Below are 17,491 nucleotides of genomic sequence, written 5' to 3'. Positions count from 1 at the left end.
TGGGCGCACGAACGCGGCCCGAGCGGGCCGCCAGAGCTTAGTAGGCGTGTGCCTACCACATACTCCGACCGAAGCGCAGTCGGTCGCTTCTCTCTCGCCTCTCCCACCGAACAAAACGTGATACAATGACGGAAACACTGGAAGAACTCAGCCAGCGATACCAGGAATCGATGCCCGAAGACCTCCGCGAGACCAAGTCGTTCGACTGGTACCTCGAAGAGGTGTACGCCGACCCGAAAGTCGCCCGCAACGCCCACCAGCGGGTCGCGGACATGTTCGACTACTACGGCACCGAGTACGACGAGGAGGCCGGCGTGGTCGAGTACCTGCTCGCCTCGGAGGACCCCCTCCACGACGGCGAGAACACCTTCTACGGCCACGAGATCCACCGCGCCATCCACGAGTTCGTCAACAAGGTCAAGTCGGGCGCACGCGGGCTCGGTCCCGAAAAGCGCATCAAGCTCCTGCTCGGCCCGGTCGGCTCCGGGAAGTCCGACTTCGACCGACAGGTCCGGACCTACTTCGAGGACTACACCCTCCGCGAGGAGGGCCGGATGTACACCTACCGGTGGACCAACCTCTGTGACGTGATCCACGATCAGGACCCCGCCGACGACGTGGTCCGGTCGCCGATGAACCAAGACCCGCTCGTGCTCCTCCCGGTCGAACAGCGCCAGCGGGTGGTCGAGGACCTCAACGAGAACCTCGATGCGCCCTACACCATCCAGAACGAGCAGTCGCTCGACCCCGCCTCGGCGTTCTACATGGACGAGTTGCTCGCCCACTACGACGACGACATCCAGCAGGTGCTCGAGAACCACGTCGAGGTGATCCGGCTGACCGCCGACGAGAACAAACGACAGGCGGTCGAGACGTTCGAGCCCAAAGACAAGAAAAATCAGGACGAGACCGAGCTGACCGGCGACGTCAACTACAGCAAGATCGCCATCTACGGCGAGTCCGACCCCCGGGCGTTCGACTACTCGGGGGCGTTCTGTAACGCCAACCGCGGCATCTTCAGCGGCGAGGAACTGTTGAAGCTCCAGCGGGAGTTCCTCTACGACTTCCTCCACGCGACCCAAGAGCAGACGATCAAACCCAAGAACAACCCCCGGATCGACATCGATCAGGTGATCGTCGGCCGGACGAACATGCCCGAGTACCGCGACAAGAAAGGCGACGAGAAGATGGAGGCGTTCAACGACCGCACCAAGCGGATCGACTTCCCGTACGTCCTGGAGTTCGAGGAGGAGGCCAACATCTACCGGAAGATGCTTGGCAACGCCGACGTGCCCGACGTCCACATCGAGCCCCACACCTTGGAGATGGCCGGGCTGTTCGGCGTGCTCACCCGCGTCGAGGAGCCAGACTCCGAGACGGTCGACTTACTCCAGAAGACCAAAGCGTACAACGGCGAGAGCGAGGAGAGCGACGAGGTCGACGTGAAGAAGCTCCGCGAGGAGGGCGAGGAGAGCGCCGACATCGGCGAGGGGATGGAGGGCGTCTCGGCCCGGTTCATCGGCGACGAGATCGCCGAGGCCATCATGAACTCCACCCACCGCGAGAAGGGCTTTCTGAGCCCGCTGTCGGTGTTCAACCACTTCGAGGAGAACCTCGAGAACCACGGCTCGATCCCCGAGGAGAACTTCCAGACGTACTACCGCTACCTCGAGATGGTCCGCGAGGAGTACAAGGACCGGGCCATCGAGGACGTCCGTCACGCGCTGGCCTACGACATCGAGGAGATCCAGCGCCAGGGCGAGAAGTACATGGACCACGTCATGGCGTACATCGACGACGACACCGTCGAAGACGAGCTCACCGGCCGCGAGCAAGAGCCCGACGAGAGCTTCCTCCGGGCGGTCGAGGAGAAGCTCGACATCCCCCGCGACCGCAAGAACGACTTCCGCCAGGAAGTGAGCAACTGGGTCTCCCGGCGCGCACGCGAGGGGTCGCCGTTCGACCCCCAGGACAACGACCGACTGCGCCGCGCCCTCGAACGCAAGCTCTGGGAGGACAAGAAGCACAACATCAACTTCTCGGCGCTGGTGTCGGCCAACGAGATGGACGACGACGAACAGAACGCCTGGATAGACGCCCTGATCGACCAGGGGTACTCGCGGGAGGGGGCCAAGGAGGTGCTGGAGTTCGCCGGCGCCGAGGTCGCCCGCGCGGAGATGGAGGACTGACCGTGGCGACCGGCCACGACGACCGCCCGCACCGCGAGGACGCCGCCCGAACCGGGGACCGAGACCCCGTCGACGGCGAGACGTTCATCGAGGACGCCGATCGGGAGCTCAGAGAGACCTACGAGGAGCCCAAGGGGCTCGCGACGTTCGTCGAGGAGGCCTTCGAAAACCCGACGGTCGCCGCCCACGCGAGCAAGTACCTCCTCGAAGCCATCGAGTCGATGGGCACCCGGACCGTGATCGAGGAGGGCGAGGAAAAAGAGCGCTACCGGTTCTTCGACGATCCCGCCAACGACGGCGAGCACGCCATCCTCGGCAACACGGAAGTGCTCAACGCTTTCGTCGACGACCTCCGGTCGATCGCGGCCGAGCGGGGCAAAGCCGAGAAGATCATCTGGTTCGATGGCCCGACCGCGACCGGCAAGTCCGAGCTCAAGCGGTGTCTGGTCAACGGTCTCCGGGAGTTCTCGAAGACCGAGGCCGGCCGGCGTTACACCATGGAGTGGAACGTCGCAAGCGCCAGCGGCGGCCGGAGCCTCTCGTACGGCGAGGGCGGGGCCGCCACCGACGAGGAGAACTGGTACGCCAGCCCGGTCCAGTCGAACCCCCTGACCGTGTTCCCGCCGGCGGTCCGCGAGGAGATCCTCGCCGAGATCAACGCGCGGGTCGACGACCACATCGACGTGCGAGTCGACAGCGACCTCGATCCGTTCAGCCGCGAGGCCTACGAGTTCCTCGAAGAGCAGTACCGCCGGACCGGCGAGGACGACCTGTTCTCGGCGATCACCGACCCCAGCCACCTCCGGGTCAAAAACTACGTCGTAGACGTCGGTCAGGGGATCGGGGTGCTCCACTCGGAGGACTCGGGTCCGCCCAAAGAGCGCCTCGTCGGCTCGTGGATGCGCGGGATGTTGCAGGAGCTCGACTCCCGGGGACGCAAGAACCCCCAGGCGTTCAGCTACGACGGCGTGCTCTCGCAGGGCAACGGCCTGCTGACCATCGTCGAGGACGCCGCCCAGCACGCCGACCTGCTCCAGAAGCTGTTGAACGTCCCCGACGAGCAGACGGTGAAACTCGACAAGGGCATCCAGATGGACATCGACACCCAGCTCGTCATCATCTCGAACCCCGATCTGGAGGCCCAGCTCAATCAGCACGCCGACGCCGGCGGCGCCGACCCGCTGAAGGCGCTGAAGCGCCGGCTCGACCGCCGGCGGTTCAAGTACCTCACCAACCTGAGCCTCGAAGCCGAGCTCATCCGCCGGGAGCTGACCAACGAGACCGACGTCTGGCGGGCCGAAAGCTACGACGAGCTCGAGGGGCTGATCCGCGAGCCCCTCCGGGTCCGGGTCCGGAGCGACGGCGACGGCGTCGCCGAGCGCGAACTCGCGCCACACGCCGTCGAGGCCGCCGCGCTCTACAGCGTGGTGACTCGGCTCGACGGCGACGACGTGCCCGCGGGGCTCGACCTCGTGGACAAGGCGACGCTGTTCGATCGGGGGTACCTGCTCGACGGCGACGACCGGCTCGACAAAGACGACTTCGAGTTCGACGACGACGCCGCGGACGGCGAGGAGGGGATCCCGGTGACCTACACCCGGGACGGCATCGCCGACCTGCTCAACGACGAGAGCGACCGGGCCCACGCCGAGTACTCGGTCGAGGAAGTCATCATGCCCCGGGACATCCTCAACGCGATGGCCGAGGGGCTCTCGGACGCCCCCGTCTTCTCGACCGCCGAGCGCACCGAGTACGAGAACCGGCTCGTGCCCGTCAAAAACCACATCTTCCAGCGCCAGGAGGCGGACGTCCTCGACGCGATGATGCGCGAGAAGCGCGTCGACGAGGAGACCGTCGAGGAGTACGTCGAGCACGTCTACGCGTGGGCGACCGACGAGACCGTCGAGAACGACCGCGGCGAGCGCGTCGGCCCCGACGCCCTGAAGATGAAGGTGTTCGAGACCGAGCATCTGGGCCGGTTCGGTCCCGAGAGCTACGCCGCCGACCACGCCGCCTCGCCGGCGGTCGAGGAGTTCCGGCGCAACAAGGTGATCACCGCGCTGAACCGCCACGCGTGGCAGAGCCGCGACGAGGACTTCGAGGTCGGCGACATCGACCCCAAGGAGATACCGATCATCAAGACCGTGCTGGCGAACTACGACTGGGACGACGTCCGCCGGGTGTACGAGGACTTCGACCCCGACCAGTGGGCCGACCCGCCGAGCGACACCGAGACCGCGGCGCTGAAAGCCGAGACCATCGACAACATGGTCGAGCTGTTCGGCTACTCGCCGGCGTCGGCCGAACTGACCAGCCAACACGTCATGAGCCAGGTGAGCTACAAATGGGACTGAGAGAGGACCTCGAACGCTACCGGGAGGTCGGGGAGGCAAAGCGCGAGGATCTGGCGGAGTTCATCCAGTACGGCGATCTCGGCCAGAGCCTGCCCGACGAGATACAGATCCCGATCAAGATCGTCGACCTGCCCGAGTTCGCCTACGACCAACTCGATCAGGGCGGCGTCGGACAGGGCGAGCCCGACGTGGGCGACCCAGTGGGCCAACCCCAGCCCCAGCCCGGCGACGACGGCGAGGAGGGCGACGAGCCCGGCGAGGAGGGCGGCGAGCACGACTACTACGAGATGGACCCCGAGGAGTTCGCCGAGGAGCTCGACGACGAGCTCGGGCTCGATCTCGAACCGAAGGGCAAGGAGGTGATCGAGGAGAAAGAAGGCGACTTCACCGACATGACCCGGACGGGGCCCGACTCGACGCTCGACTTCGAGCGAATGTTCAAGGAGGGGCTCAAGCGGAAGCTCGCGATGGACTTCGACCCCGACTACGTCCGGGAGGCGCTGAAGATCGAGGGCTGGGGGCCCGACCGGGCGTTCGAGTGGGCCCGCGAGGAGAGCATCACCGTCTCGCGCCACTGGCTCGACGAGCAGTACGGCGCCCTCTCGGCCGAGGAGCGCACGACGTGGGCGAGCCTCGAGGAAATGGAGGCAAACACGCCCCGGCGGAGCGCCGCCCAGAAGATCCGCGAGGAGGGGATACGGCACGTCCCGTTCCGCAAGGAGGACGAGCGCTACCGCTACCCCGAGATCGTCGAGGAGCGCGAGAAGAACGTCGTGGTGGTCAACATCCGGGACGTGTCGGGGTCGATGCGCGAGAAGAAACGCGAGTTGGTCGAGCGCACCTTCACGCCGCTGGACTGGTACCTGACAGGCAAGTACGACAACGCGGAGTTCGTCTACATCGCCCACGACGCCGACGCGTGGGAGGTAGAGCGCGACGACTTCTTCGGCATCCGGTCGGGCGGGGGCACCAAGATCTCCTCGGCCTACGAGCTCGCGGCGGCGATCCTCGACGAGCGGTACCCGTGGGCCGAGTGGAACCGCTACGTGTTCGCGGCCGGCGACAGCGAGAACTCCCGGAACGACACGAGCGAGAACGTCATCCCGATGATGGAGGAGATCCCGGCGAACCTCCACGCCTACGTCGAGACCCAGCCCGACGGGAAGGCGATCAACGCGACTCACGCCGAGGAGGTCGACGAGCACTTCGGGGACTCGGACGAGGTGGCGGTCAGCTACGTCAACAGCCCCGAGGACGTGACCGACGCCATCTACGAGATACTCAGCACGGAGGCCGAATCGTGACCACCACGGAGACAGACTCATGAGGGACCGACCCCGCACCCGGACGGCAGCCGAACAGCTCGACGAACCCGCCGCGGAGGCCCGGAATCTCGCGATGAAGCTCGGGCTCGACCCCTACGACGTCAACTACTGGGTGGTCGACTACGACGAGATGAACGAGCTCATCGCCTACAACGGCTTCCAGGAGCGATACCCCCACTGGCGGTGGGGGATGCAGTACGACCGCCAGCAAAAGCAGGGCCAGTACACCGGCGGGAAGGCGTTCGAGATCGTCATCAACGACGACCCCTCTCACGCCTTCCTCCAGGAGTCGAACGCGCTGGCCGACCAGAAGGCGGTCATCACCCACGTCGAGGCCCACTCGGACTTCTTCGCGAACAACGAGTGGTACGGCATGTTCGCAGAGGACCTCGACGCCGCCGCGATGCTCGAACGCCACGCCCGGCGCATCGAGTCGTACATGACCGACCCCGAGATCGATCGGGAGGCCGTCGAGCGCTGGATCGACAGCGTGCTCTGTCTGGAGGACAACATCGACCAGCACCAGCCGTTCAAGCGCCAGTTCGAGCGCGCCGACGACGAGGAGTTCGAGGACGACGAGCTCGCCGAGCGGCTCGATGAGATGGACCTGAGCGAGGAGGTCAAACGCCAGGTGTTCGACGAGGAATGGGTCAAAGCCCAGTCGGAGGACGCCGACCTCGACGAACCCGAGATGGACGTGCTTGCCTTCCTCCGAGACCACGGCAAGGCCTTCGACGGCGAGACGGGCAAGGCCGTCGAGATGGAGGAGTGGCAACGCGAGATCTTAGAGATGCTCCGGGCAGAGTCGTACTACTTCGCGGCCCAGAAGCTCACGAAGGTGATGAACGAGGGGTGGGCCGCCTACTGGGAGTCGATGATGATGGGCGAGGAGACGTTCGCGGGCGACGACGAGTTTCTCAGCTACGCCGACCACCAGGCCCGGGTGCTCAACTCCCCCGGGCTCAACCCCTACAAGCTCGGCAAGGAGCTGTGGGAGTACATCGAGAACACCGAGAACCGCCGGGAGGTGTGTCGGAAGCTCCTGCGGGTCGAGGGGATCACCTGGCGGAACTTCCACGACACCGTCGACTTCGATCGGGTTCAGGAGCTTCTGGCGCCCGATCCCGCGCTCGACCGAATCACGCCCGAGACGCTCGCGGACCTGCGCGACCTGCCGGCCGAGAAGATCGACGAGGCGGCCCTCGACCGCGCGGCGGCCGGCGACCTAGACGTCGCGGAGTACCCCTGGAAGGTGCTCGACTACGAGGGGCTGGCCGAGCGACACTTCTCGCTTTGCAAGCCCCAGAATCGGGGGTTCCTCAGGTCGGTCTCCCAGCAGGACCTCGAACAGTTCGCGCGCTACCTGCTCGACGACGCCAGATACGACTCGATCGAGGCGGCGATCGCGGCCGTCGACTACGCCGCCGGCTGGGACAAGCTCCGGGAGATCCGCGAGAGCCACAACGACGTGACGTTCCTCGACGGCTATCTCACCCAGGAGTTCGTCACGGACAACGAGTATTTCACCTACGAGTTCAGCCAGACCACCGGCGACTACCGGGTCGCGAGCACCGACTACGAGGACGTCAAGAAGAAGCTGATGTTGCAGTTCACCAACTTCGGCAAGCCCACCATCGCGGTGTACGACGGCAACTACAACAACCGCAACGAGCTCCTGTTGGGCCACCACTACAACGGCGTGATGCTCGACGTGGAGCAGGCAAAACGCACCCTCGAACGGGTGTTCGACCTGTGGGGCCGGCCGGTGAACCTCAAGACCATCGTGAAAGAGATCGACGACCGGGACGCCGAGATCGCCCGGCGCCGGGACCGCGAGCCAGAGCCCGAAGAGCAGGGCAAGCTCCTGCGCTACGACGGCGAGCAGTTCACGATGGAGGACCTGCCGTGGAGCGAGGTCGAGGAGATCGCGGCGACCGAGGTCGACTACGATACCAAGCCCGAGGAGTGGCTGGCCTGATCGGCGGGACTTTTCTCGTTCGGAGCGACGCGGCAGGGCCGCCAGAAGCGACGGACCGAACCGACAGGCTCGTCGCCGTGGCGTGACAAGCCGGGCAGAGTCCACAGCGATACATATGTACGGACTCGCGATAAATTAGCGAGTACGCCGATGGAATCGTACGCCGACCGAATTCGTGTCCTCTGTGTCGACGCCGACCGCGCGGCCGAGACCGCGAGGGCCCTCGAACGCGAGACCGACCGGTTCAGCGTCGAGTCCGCGGCCGGCGCGAGCGAGGCGCTCGACCGGCTCGGGGCGGCGTCGTTCGACTGCGTCGTCAGCGGGCTCGAACTGCCGGACGGTGACGCCCTCGGGCTCCGCGACGCCGTCCGGTCCGTGTTCCCGGACCTCCCGTTCGTCGTGTTCGCCGACGCCGGGAGCGAGCAGGCGGTCGCCGACGCGCTCGCGGCCGGCGTCGACGACTTCGTACACCGACCCGCCGGGAGCGCCGGCTACACGCTACTCGCGAAGCGTGTTCTGGACGCCGTCGAGCGGGGCGAGCGCGAGCACCGACTGGAGCGAACGAGCAGGCGGTTCGACGCGGTGTTCGACAACCCCGTCTCGTTCATGGGCATCCTCGACCTCGACGGCACCGTCCAGCGCGCGAACGAGACCGCCCGGGCGTTCGGCGACGTGACCGCCGCGGAAGTCGAGGGCGAACCGTTCGCCGAGACGCCGTGGTGGAACCACTCCGAGGCGATGCAGGCCGACCTCCGGGAGTGGATCGACCGGGCCGCAGACGGGGAGTTCGTCCGCTACGAGGCCGACCACTACGACGCCGACGGCAACCGGCTCACCATCGACGGGACGCTCTACCCCGTGACCGACGCCGACGGGGAGCCGACCGCCATCGTCGCCGCCGGCCGGGACGTCAGCGAGCGGACCGAGTACGAGCGACACCTCCGGCGGATCCACGACGTCATCGCCGACACCGACCGGTCGTTCGACGAGCAGGTCGGGGCGCTGCTCGATATCGGGCGCGACGCCCTCGGAACGTCGTACGGCACGCTCTCGGACGTCCGGGGCGACGAGTACGTCTACGAGGTCGTGCGATCGCCCGACGATAGCGTCCGGGCCGGCGACACGGTCCCGCTGTCGTCGACGAACTGCGAGCGGTCGGTCGCGACCGAGCAGACGCTCGTGCTCTCGAACGTCGCTGAGGACGCCCCCGAACTGACCGATCGGGCGGGGTACACGGAGCAGGGAATCTCGTGCTACCTCGGCGCGCCGGTCAGCGTCGACGGCGAGGTGTACGGGACGTTCTGTTTCTACGACGACCAGCCCCGCGAGACGGAGTTCTCCGAGTGGGACGTGACGCTCGTCGACCTGATGAGCCAGTGGGTGGGCTACGAGCTCACCCGCCAGCGCGCTCGCGAGCGACTCGAACGCCAGAACGAGCGGCTCAACGAGTTCGCGAGCGTCGTCTCCCACGACCTCCGCAACCCCCTGAACGTCGCGCAGGGGCGACTCGAAGTCGCGACCGAGAGCTGTGACAGCGACCACCTCGACGCGGTCGCGCGGTCGCTCGACCGGATGGAGTCGCTCGTCGAGGATCTGTTGACGCTGGCCCGGGAGGGCGAGGCGGCGACCGACCCCGAGCCGATCGAGGTCGCCGACCTCGCCGAGGCGAGCTGGCGGACCGTCGACACGGCCGACGCGACGCTCTCGATCGAGACCGACCGGACCGTCCGGGCCGACCGGGGCCGGCTCAAGCAACTGCTCGAAAACCTCGTCCGGAACGCGGTCGAGCACGGGGGTACGGACGAACGGCGCCCGGAGGGCCCCGAGGACGCCCCCGAGCGGGGCGGTGACGGCGTGGCGATCACGATCGGCGACCTCGGCGACGGCTTCTACGTCGAAGACGACGGCGAGGGCATCCCGGCCGACGACCGCGAGGCCGCGTTCGAGTTCGGGTTCTCGACCGCCCGAGACGGAACGGGCTTCGGGCTCGCGATCGTCGAGGACGTCGCCGAGGCCCACGGCTGGAGCGTCAGCGTGACCGAGGGGGCCGACGGCGGCGCGCGGTTCGAAATCACCGGCGTCGAGTGACCCGGCGGCTACCAGGCGTACTCTTCGCGCGGGTCGACGTCGTCGCGCTCGCTGTCGTAGATCAGGTCGCCTTCGAGGAACACCTGTCGGGCGTCCGAGTCGAGATCGAACATCGGGCCGTCCCAGACGACGACGTCGGCGTCGGTGCCGGCTTCGAGCGTGCCGACTCGGTCGTCGATGCCCAGAATCTCGGCGGGGTTGCGAGTGACGGTCGCCAGCGCGTCCTCGGCGGGGAGCCCCTCGCGGACCGCCAGCCCGACGCAGACGTCGAGGTGCTCCTGGGGGAGCACCGGCGCGTCGGTCTGGATCGCGACTTTCACGCCGGCCTCGTGGAGGATGCCGGGCGTCTCGAAGGTGATGTTTCGGAGTTCGTACTTGCTCGCCGACGAGATCGACGGCCCGACGACCGCGGGCACGTCCCGAGCGGCGAACTCCTCGGCGAGGACGTGGCCCTCGGTGGCGTGTTCGATCGAGAGGTCCTCGATGCCGAACTCGTCGGCGATCCGGAACACGGTGGCGATGTCGTCGGCGCGGTGGGCGTGGACCCGAAGCGGGAGGTCGCCCTCGACGACGCGGGCGAGGTTCTCCATCCCGAGGTCGCGGTCGAACGGCTCGCCTTCCTCGCGGGCGTTCGCGCGGCGCTCGACGTAGTCTTCGGCGTCCATCAGCGCCTGACGGAGCTTGGCGGCGATGCCCGGCCGGGTGACCGGTTCCCGGTCTTTTTGCTCGCCGTGGAACCGCTTTGGGTTCTCGCCCATCGCGGCCTTCATCCCGTCCTCGCGAACGAGCATCTCGTCGGCCACGTCGCCGTAGGTCTTCATCGAGCAGATGATCCCGCCGACGACGTTCCCGCTCCCCATCCGGGCGCTGACGGTCGTCACCCCGCCCTGAAACGCGTGCTGGAGTTCCTCGTCGCGGGGGTGGAAGCCGTCCAGCGCGTTGACGTGGGGCGTGATCGGGTCGGTCCCCTCGTTGACGTCGCCGTCCTCGGGTTCGCCCCACTCGCCCATCCCGGCGTGGCTGTGGGCCTCGACGAGGCCGGGCGTGACGTGGCGCCCGCCGGCGTCTACGACCTCGGCGTCGTCGGGCACGTCCACGTCTGCGCCGGCCGCGACGATCTCGCCGTCCTCGAACAGGACCGCACCGTCCTCGACGGTCCCTGCCTCCGTGAGAGTGTGGACCGTTCCGTTGACAATTGCTTTCACGGCTCGTACCAGCGACGATCGAAGTATCAGTATTTCGGTTCGAAACAGTCGGACCCGAGACGCCGCGACGTGTCCGGACGGAGAGCGGTCGCGAACGGGAACGCCCCGCCGACTCCGGCGCCGGTCGCCGAACGCGGCGCCGGAAGGTCTCACGGATTGGGAAGGTCAAGCATTTAATACCCCGCGCGGAACCGTAGTCGTATGAAGCGAGTCGACGTCGCCATCGTCGGCGGCGGTCCCGCGGGGACCTCCGCCGCCCGCTGTGCCGCCGAACAGGGGGCCCAGACCCTCCTCGTCGAGAAGGGCGTCCCGCGCGCCGACCGCGAGGCGCTGGGACCGGACTCGACCGACGCCGCCGGCATGCTCGACTACTGGGTGGACATCCTCGACGTCCCCTTCGAGGAGATCCCAGACGACGTGGTGCTCCGGGAACTCGACCGGACGGAGTTCTACGGCCCGACCGAGTCGTGTGTCCTCGGGGCCACCGGCATCGAGTCCTCGTACGACGGCTTCGGGTTCACCTTCCACCGCGCCCGGATGGACGACTGGTTCCGCGACCGCGCCGAGGCCGCTGGCGCCGAGTACCGGGTCGGGACCAGCGTGACCGACGTCGAGACCGACCTGACCGGCGCGCCGACCCACACACTGGCGCTCTCGTCGGGCGAGGCGATCGAGGCCGACTACCTCGTGCTCGCAGACGGCCCCCAGCGACAGGTCACGATGCGGGTCCTCGACCGGTTCAGCCCGGCCGACCGCCCGATCTCGGAGGTGCTGTCGCCCGACACCGCCAACCACATCGCCTACCAGGAGTACCGGGAGTTCCCCGAGGAGCTGTTCGACCCCGACGCGCTCAAGTTCTGGTGGGGCGTGATGCCCGGCGAGACCGCCTACCCGTGGGTGTTCCCGAACGACGGGACGGTCGCCCGTGTCGGGCTCACGATGCCGATCGGGATGCGCCTCGACGACGTCGACGACCCGGCGGGGTACGACCTGCTCCGGGACGACGACGAGGCGCTCCCGCGACCGAACGAGTACATCGACCGCCTGCTCGAACGCGAGTACGGCGACGAGTACGACCTCTCGGAGTTCCCTCGCGTCGAGGACCGGGGCAAGACCGGCGGCACCGAGACTTACCCGATCTCCTCGACCCGGCCGATCGACTCGCCGGTCGACGCCAACGTCGCGGTGGTCGGCGGCGCGATGGGGACCACCTCGGCGTTTCACGAGGGCGGGTACCACGTCGCGGCCCGCACCGGCGCCATCGCGGGCGAACTCGCCGGCAAGGGCCGACTCGACGGCTACAACGACCGCTGGAAGGACGCGATCGGCGACGAGATACTCCGGAACGTCGCGTTCGCCGACATCGTCGCCGACTACGGCCCCGACGACTGGGACCGGACGTTCGCGGTCGCCAGCGACATCCTCGCCGACGAGAGCGAGGGCAAACTCCTCGACTGGAAGCTCTCCTCGGGGCTGACCGGCGCGAAGCTGGTCACCAAGTACAAGACCACCAAGCGAAAGTACCGGGGCGGCAAGTACGTCCAGTTCCGCGAGGACGAGTACTCGGCCTGATCCCGGTCGACAGATTGACAGGTCTCCGGGACGCCGACCCGGTATGACGAACGCTCCGGTCGCGGTGTTCGACGGGCACAACGACACCCTCCTCGACGTCCGAGCGGACGGCCGGGAGGGCGGTCGCTCGTTCTTCGAGCGACGCGAGGCGGGCCACCTCGACCTCCCGCGGGCCCGCGACGGCGGCCTCGCCGGCGGCCTGTTCGCGGTGTTCGTCCCGAACGACGACCACGAGTACGACCGCGAGCCGACCGCCGAGGGCTACGAGATGGACCTCCCGCCGGCGGTCGACCGCGAGCGAGCGAGGGCGTTCACCTACGACGCGCTGGCGCGACTCCACCGCATCCGGGCCGACTCGGACGGCGCGGTCCGGATCGTCGGCGACGCCGAGGCCCTCGACGCCGCGCTCGACTCGGACGCGCTCGCCGCGATCCCGCACCTCGAAGGCGCCGAGGCGGTCGCCCCCGACCTCTCGAACCTCGATCTCCTCTACGCCGCGGGCGTGCGCTCGATCGGACCGGTGTGGAGCCGCCCGAACGCCTTCGGCCACGGCGTCCGGTTCGAGTACCCCGGGACGCCCGACGCGGGTCCCGGACTCACCGACGCCGGTCGGGACCTCGTCGCGGCCTGCAACGACCGGGGGATCGTCGTCGACCTCGCGCACCTCAACGCCGCCGGGTTCGAAGACGTCGCGGCGCTGTCGACCGATCCGCTCGTGGTGAGCCACGGCGCGGTCCACGCCATCTGTCCGTCGAGCCGAAACCTGACCGACGAACAGCTCGACGCGATCGCCGCCTCGGGCGGGCTCGTCGGAATCACCTTTGCGGTGGGGTTTCTCCGCCCGGACGGCGAGAGCGACCCCGACACGCCGATCGCGACGCTGGTCGATCACGTCGAGTACGTCGCCGACCGCGTCGGCGTCGACCACGTCGCGCTCGGGTCGGACTTCGACGGCGCGACCATCCCCGACCCGATCGGCGACGCGACCGGGCTCTCCGACGTGCTCGCCGCAATTCGAGACAGGGGGTTCGACGAGGACGAAGTGGAGAAGATCGCCCGCGACAACTGGCTTCGAGTGCTTGGGGAGACGTGGGCGTAGGCGCGATGCCGTAGTCGTGCGATGCTGTGAGCACCAGCAATCGCACCGCGAGCGAGGAGCGTCGTCGTTCGAACGCCATCGCCTTTCGTGATGAGGAGAGAGCGTCGCTCTCTCGGACCACGACGAGCGAGCGGACCAAGCGACGACCAGAGTGAGCGAAGCGAACGGCGGGAGGAACGCCGTGTCTGCGTGAACGGAGCGAACGCAGGCTCGGGAGAGCTTCCCTCTTCCGGCGGTTTTGATGGAGCGTTTGCAAGGGCGGCGCGTTTATGCGCCGCCCTTCGAAAGGGTCGTCGGTCGTCTAGAACCCTTTGCCCAGTAGCTCGCGGGCGATGATGTTCTTCTGGATCTCGGTGGTTCCCTCGTAGATCTGGGTGATCTTCGCGTCCCGATAGAGCCGCTCGACGTCGAAGTCGTTGACGTAGCCCGACCCGCCGTGGATCTGGACCGCCTCGTCGGCGGCTTCGACCGCGACCCGCGAGGAGAACTCCTTGGCCATCGACGCGAGCTGGGTGAGCTGGTCGTCCTCGTTGTTGATGCTCCACGCCGACTTGTAGGTGAGGTTGCGCGCGGCCTCGGTCTTGGTGTGGATCTCGGCGAGCTTGTGCTGGATGGCCTGGAACTCGGAGATCGGCTGGCCGAACTGGTCGCGCTCCTGGGCGTACTCCAGGGCGCGCTCGCAGGCGCCCTTGGCGATGCCGACGCCCTGGGCGGCGACCATCGTGCGGGTCTCGTCGAAAAACTGCATGAGCTGGGGGAAGCCCATCCCGCGCTGGCCCACGAGGTTCTCCTCGGGGACCCGGACGTCGTCGAAGATGAGCTCGGCGGTGTCGCTCGCCCGGATGCCGAGTTTGCCCGTGATCTTGTCGGCCTCGAAGCCGTCGCGGTCGGACTCGACGACGATCTGGGAGAAGCCGGCGTACCGGTCTTCGATCTCGGGGTCGGTCTCGCACATCACGACGAAGTAGTCGCCGACCGAGCCGTTCGTGATCCACATCTTGTTGCCGTTGAGCACCCACTCGTCGCCGTCCTTCTCGGCGCTGGTCGAGACCGACGAGACGTCCGAGCCGGTGTCGGGTTCGGAGATGGCGGCGCCCATCACGGCCTCGCCCTCCGCGACCGGGCGGAGGTACTGCTCTTTTTGCTCTTCGGTGCCGAACTCCCGGATGGCGTCCGCGCCGAACGCCGCGGAGGTGATACACAGCCCGATGCCGGGGTCGACCGCGAACAACTCCTCGACGATGATGGCGGTTTCGAGGGGCGTGTAGCCCGCGCCGCCGTACTCGACGGGGATGTTCGAGCCGGTCAGGCCCATCTCGGCGGCCTTGTCCATCACGTCCCAGGGGTACTTTTCGGCCTGATCGTACTCGCCGGCGACCGGTTCGATCTCGTTTTCGGCGAACTTCCGCACTTCGTCGCGGATCGCGATCTGCTCGTCGGATAGTCCAAAGTCCATGTGCGCCGATTGCACACCCGACCGTAAATTCCTTTGTAACCGTAAATAAACTCACTCAGAGTTTCTTATTCCGAGAGGGAAACGTTGAAACGGCCGGCAAGTGAGCGTACGGGTATGGAAGTCGAAGATATCAACACCGTCGCAGTTCTCGGCGCCGGAAACATGGGCCACGGCATCGCGGAGGTCGCGGCCCTCGCGGGGTTCGACGTGAACCTCCGGGACATCAAAGAGGAGTTCGTCCAGAACGGCTACGACCAGATCGAGTGGAGCCTCGGCAAGCTCGCGGAGAACGACCGGATCACCGACGAGGAGGCCGACGCGGCGCTCGATCGGGTGACGGCGCTGGTGGACTTCGAGCAGGCGGTCGAAGACGCCGACTTCGTGATCGAGGCGGTGCCCGAGAAGATGGAGATCAAAAAGGACGTCTACGGCGAACTGGAGGAGTACGCGCCCGACAGCGCGGTGTTCGCCACCAACACCTCCAGCCTCTCGATCACCGAGCTCTCGGAGGTCACCGAGCGCCCCGAGCGGTTCTGCGGGATGCACTTTTTCAATCCGCCGGTCCGGATGCAGCTCGTAGAGGTCATCTCCGGAGCCCACACCGACGACGAGGTGCTCGAACTGACCGAGGCCCTCGCCGAGGAGATGGGCAAGACCCCGGTCCGGGTCCGGAAGGACAGCCCCGGATTCATCGTGAACCGGATCCTCGTGCCCCTGATGAACGAGGCGGCGTGGATGGTCGAATCCGGCGAGTACACCGTCGCCGAAGTCGACAGCGCCACCAAGTTCGACATGGGCCTGCCGATGGGGAGCTTCGAACTCGCCGATCAGGTCGGCATCGACGTCGGCTACCACGTCCTCGACTACATGCACGACGTGCTGGGCGACGCCTACGAGCCGTGTCCCCTGCTGGTCGAGAAGGTCGAGGCCGAGACGCTGGGCAAGAAGACCGGCGAGGGGTTCTACGACTACGAGGACGGCGGCGTCGAGATCCCGACCGACGCCGGGAGCGAGGCCGCGGTCCGTCGACTTCAGGCGGTGATGGCCAACGAGGTCGCCAAGCTCGTCGGCAACGACGTGGCGGACCCGGCGGCGATCGACGAGGCGGTCATGCTCGGGGCGGGCTTCCCCGACGGCCCCGCGAAGCTGGCCGACGACGCCGGACTCGACGCCCTCGTCGAGACGCTCGAAAAACTCCACGAGGAGACCGGCGCGGCCCGCTACGAGCCGAGCGACGCGCTCCGGACGGCCGCCGACGAGGGCGGCTTCTACGGCGACGAGGCCGACGGCGACGGCGGCGACGCCTACGAGTTCGACACGATCCGGGTCGAGAAGCCCGGCGAGATGGTCGGGAAGGTCGTTCTCGATCGACCCCACCGGATGAACACGGTCAGCGAGGAACTGCTCGACGACCTCGCCGACGCCGTCGACGCGCTCGAAGCCGACGAGGACGTGCGTGCGCTCCTGGTCGTCGGAGCCGGCGACAAGGCGTTCTCCGCGGGCGCGGACGTCCAGAGCATGGCCGCTGGCGGCGGAGACCCGCTCACTGCGGTCGAGCTCTCGAAGAAGGGCCAAGAGACGTTCGGCAAGCTGGAGGCGTGTCCGATGCCCGTCGTCGCCGCCATCGACGGCTACTGTCTCGGCGGCGGGATGGAGCTGGCGACCTGCGCGGACATGCGCATCGCGACCGACCGCTCGGAGCTGGGCCAGCCCGAACACGATCTGGGTCTGTTGCCGGGCTGGGGCGGCACCCAGCGGCTCAAGCACATCGTCGGTGAAGGTCGCGCGAAAGAGATCATCTTCACCGCAGACCGCTTCGACGCCGAGACGATGGCGTCGTACGGCTTCGTCAACGAGGTCGTCGCTCCCGACGAGTTCGGCGACCGGGCGTTCGAGCTCGCGGCCGACCTCGCGGCGGGGCCGCCCATCGCCCAGAAGTACACCAAGCGGGCGATGCTCGCGGGCCGGGACGACACCGACGCGGGCCTCGAAGTCGAGTCCCAGGCGTTCGGCCACCTGATGAACACCGACGACCTGATGGAGGGCGTCACGGCGTTCATGGGCGACGGCGAGCCCGACTTCCAAGGGAAGTGAGCGAAGCGACCGCCGTCGGGGCTCGCCGTCGACGGTAAGGGACCCCGGGTTCGGGCGGCGCGATTTCGACCGTCTCCTTTTCGGTCGCAATTAGCAGGAACAAGAACACCCCATCTAAAATTTATATCGGT

The 17,491-nt window shown here is 67.4% G+C and carries 10 protein-coding genes; 8 read left to right on the top strand and 2 right to left on the bottom strand.

From position 1 onward, the window contains the following. Positions 1–125 precede the first annotated feature (125 nt). The 5 genes from EPY72_RS12695 to EPY72_RS12675 all read left to right on the top strand — a co-directional run bounded on the left by EPY72_RS12695 (position 126) and on the right by EPY72_RS12675 (position 9,934). Complete coding sequence (locus EPY72_RS12695; RefSeq protein WP_134671280.1) at positions 126–2,189, top strand: PrkA family serine protein kinase; 2,064 nt, start codon at positions 126–128, stop codon at positions 2,187–2,189. Positions 2,190–2,275: 86 nt separating this feature from the next. Then, positions 2,276–4,543 carry a PrkA family serine protein kinase gene (locus EPY72_RS12690; protein ID WP_244605580.1) on the top strand — a complete coding sequence of 756 codons (2,268 nt, stop codon included), beginning with the start codon at positions 2,276–2,278 and terminating at the stop codon, positions 4,541–4,543. Continuing rightward, positions 4,534–5,847: a YeaH/YhbH family protein gene (locus EPY72_RS12685; protein ID WP_134671278.1), complete on the top strand. Its 1,314-nt coding sequence runs from the start codon at positions 4,534–4,536 to the stop codon at positions 5,845–5,847. The genes EPY72_RS12690 and EPY72_RS12685 overlap by 10 nt, the downstream gene beginning before the upstream one ends. 19 nt (positions 5,848–5,866) lie before the next feature. Then, a complete protein-coding gene (locus EPY72_RS12680) occupies positions 5,867–7,846 on the top strand; it encodes a SpoVR family protein (RefSeq protein ID WP_134671277.1) in 1,980 nt (659 codons plus the stop codon). A gap of 150 nt (positions 7,847–7,996) precedes the next feature. After that, positions 7,997–9,934, top strand: a complete 1,938-nt coding sequence (locus EPY72_RS12675) for a hybrid sensor histidine kinase/response regulator (protein WP_135806666.1) — start codon at positions 7,997–7,999, stop codon at positions 9,932–9,934. Between the two features lie 8 nt (positions 9,935–9,942). On the opposite strand, the gene EPY72_RS12670 is transcribed toward EPY72_RS12675, so the two are convergent. Beyond that, positions 9,943–11,139 carry an amidohydrolase gene (locus tag EPY72_RS12670; RefSeq protein WP_134671273.1) on the bottom strand — a complete coding sequence of 399 codons (1,197 nt, stop codon included), beginning with the start codon at positions 11,137–11,139 and terminating at the stop codon, positions 9,943–9,945. Between the two features lie 201 nt (positions 11,140–11,340). On the opposite strand from EPY72_RS12670, the gene EPY72_RS12665 reads away from it, so the two are divergent. Next, positions 11,341–12,711: an NAD(P)/FAD-dependent oxidoreductase gene (locus EPY72_RS12665; protein WP_134671272.1), complete on the top strand. Its 1,371-nt coding sequence runs from the start codon at positions 11,341–11,343 to the stop codon at positions 12,709–12,711. Between the two features lie 43 nt (positions 12,712–12,754). Next, positions 12,755–13,810, top strand: a complete 1,056-nt coding sequence (locus tag EPY72_RS12660) for a dipeptidase (RefSeq protein WP_135806665.1) — start codon at positions 12,755–12,757, stop codon at positions 13,808–13,810. A gap of 301 nt (positions 13,811–14,111) precedes the next feature. On the opposite strand, the gene EPY72_RS12655 is transcribed toward EPY72_RS12660, so the two are convergent. After that, positions 14,112–15,266: an acyl-CoA dehydrogenase family protein gene (locus tag EPY72_RS12655; RefSeq protein WP_134671270.1), complete on the bottom strand. Its 1,155-nt coding sequence runs from the start codon at positions 15,264–15,266 to the stop codon at positions 14,112–14,114. Between the two features lie 114 nt (positions 15,267–15,380). Here EPY72_RS12655 and EPY72_RS12650 point away from each other — a divergent pair, with 114 nt between their 5' ends. Next, positions 15,381–17,360 carry a 3-hydroxyacyl-CoA dehydrogenase/enoyl-CoA hydratase family protein gene (locus tag EPY72_RS12650; RefSeq protein ID WP_134671269.1) on the top strand — a complete coding sequence of 660 codons (1,980 nt, stop codon included), beginning with the start codon at positions 15,381–15,383 and terminating at the stop codon, positions 17,358–17,360. Positions 17,361–17,491: the final 131 nt, after the last annotated feature.

Source organism: Halorussus marinus, assembly GCF_004765795.1.
Lineage (GTDB): Archaea > Halobacteriota > Halobacteria > Halobacteriales > Haladaptataceae > Halorussus > Halorussus marinus.
The sequence above is the reverse complement of the archived record's forward strand: the minus strand, read 5'-3'. Positions and strand labels throughout refer to the sequence as shown.

Bases quoted from the DNA above. Each gene is read 5' to 3' on its own strand.
- EPY72_RS12695 (WP_134671280.1), top strand. From the start codon at position 126: ATGACGGAAACACTGGAAGAACTCAGCCAGCGATACCAGGAATCGATG.
- EPY72_RS12665 (WP_134671272.1), top strand. From the start codon at position 11,341: ATGAAGCGAGTCGACGTCGCCATCGTCGGCGGCGGTCCCGCGGGGACC.
- EPY72_RS12680 (WP_134671277.1), top strand. From the start codon at position 5,867: ATGAGGGACCGACCCCGCACCCGGACGGCAGCCGAACAGCTCGACGAA.
- EPY72_RS12675 (WP_135806666.1), top strand. From the start codon at position 7,997: ATGGAATCGTACGCCGACCGAATTCGTGTCCTCTGTGTCGACGCCGAC.
- EPY72_RS12650 (WP_134671269.1), top strand. From the start codon at position 15,381: ATGGAAGTCGAAGATATCAACACCGTCGCAGTTCTCGGCGCCGGAAAC.
- EPY72_RS12655 (WP_134671270.1), bottom strand. From the start codon at position 15,266: ATGGACTTTGGACTATCCGACGAGCAGATCGCGATCCGCGACGAAGTG.
- EPY72_RS12660 (WP_135806665.1), top strand. From the start codon at position 12,755: ATGACGAACGCTCCGGTCGCGGTGTTCGACGGGCACAACGACACCCTC.
- EPY72_RS12685 (WP_134671278.1), top strand. From the start codon at position 4,534: ATGGGACTGAGAGAGGACCTCGAACGCTACCGGGAGGTCGGGGAGGCA.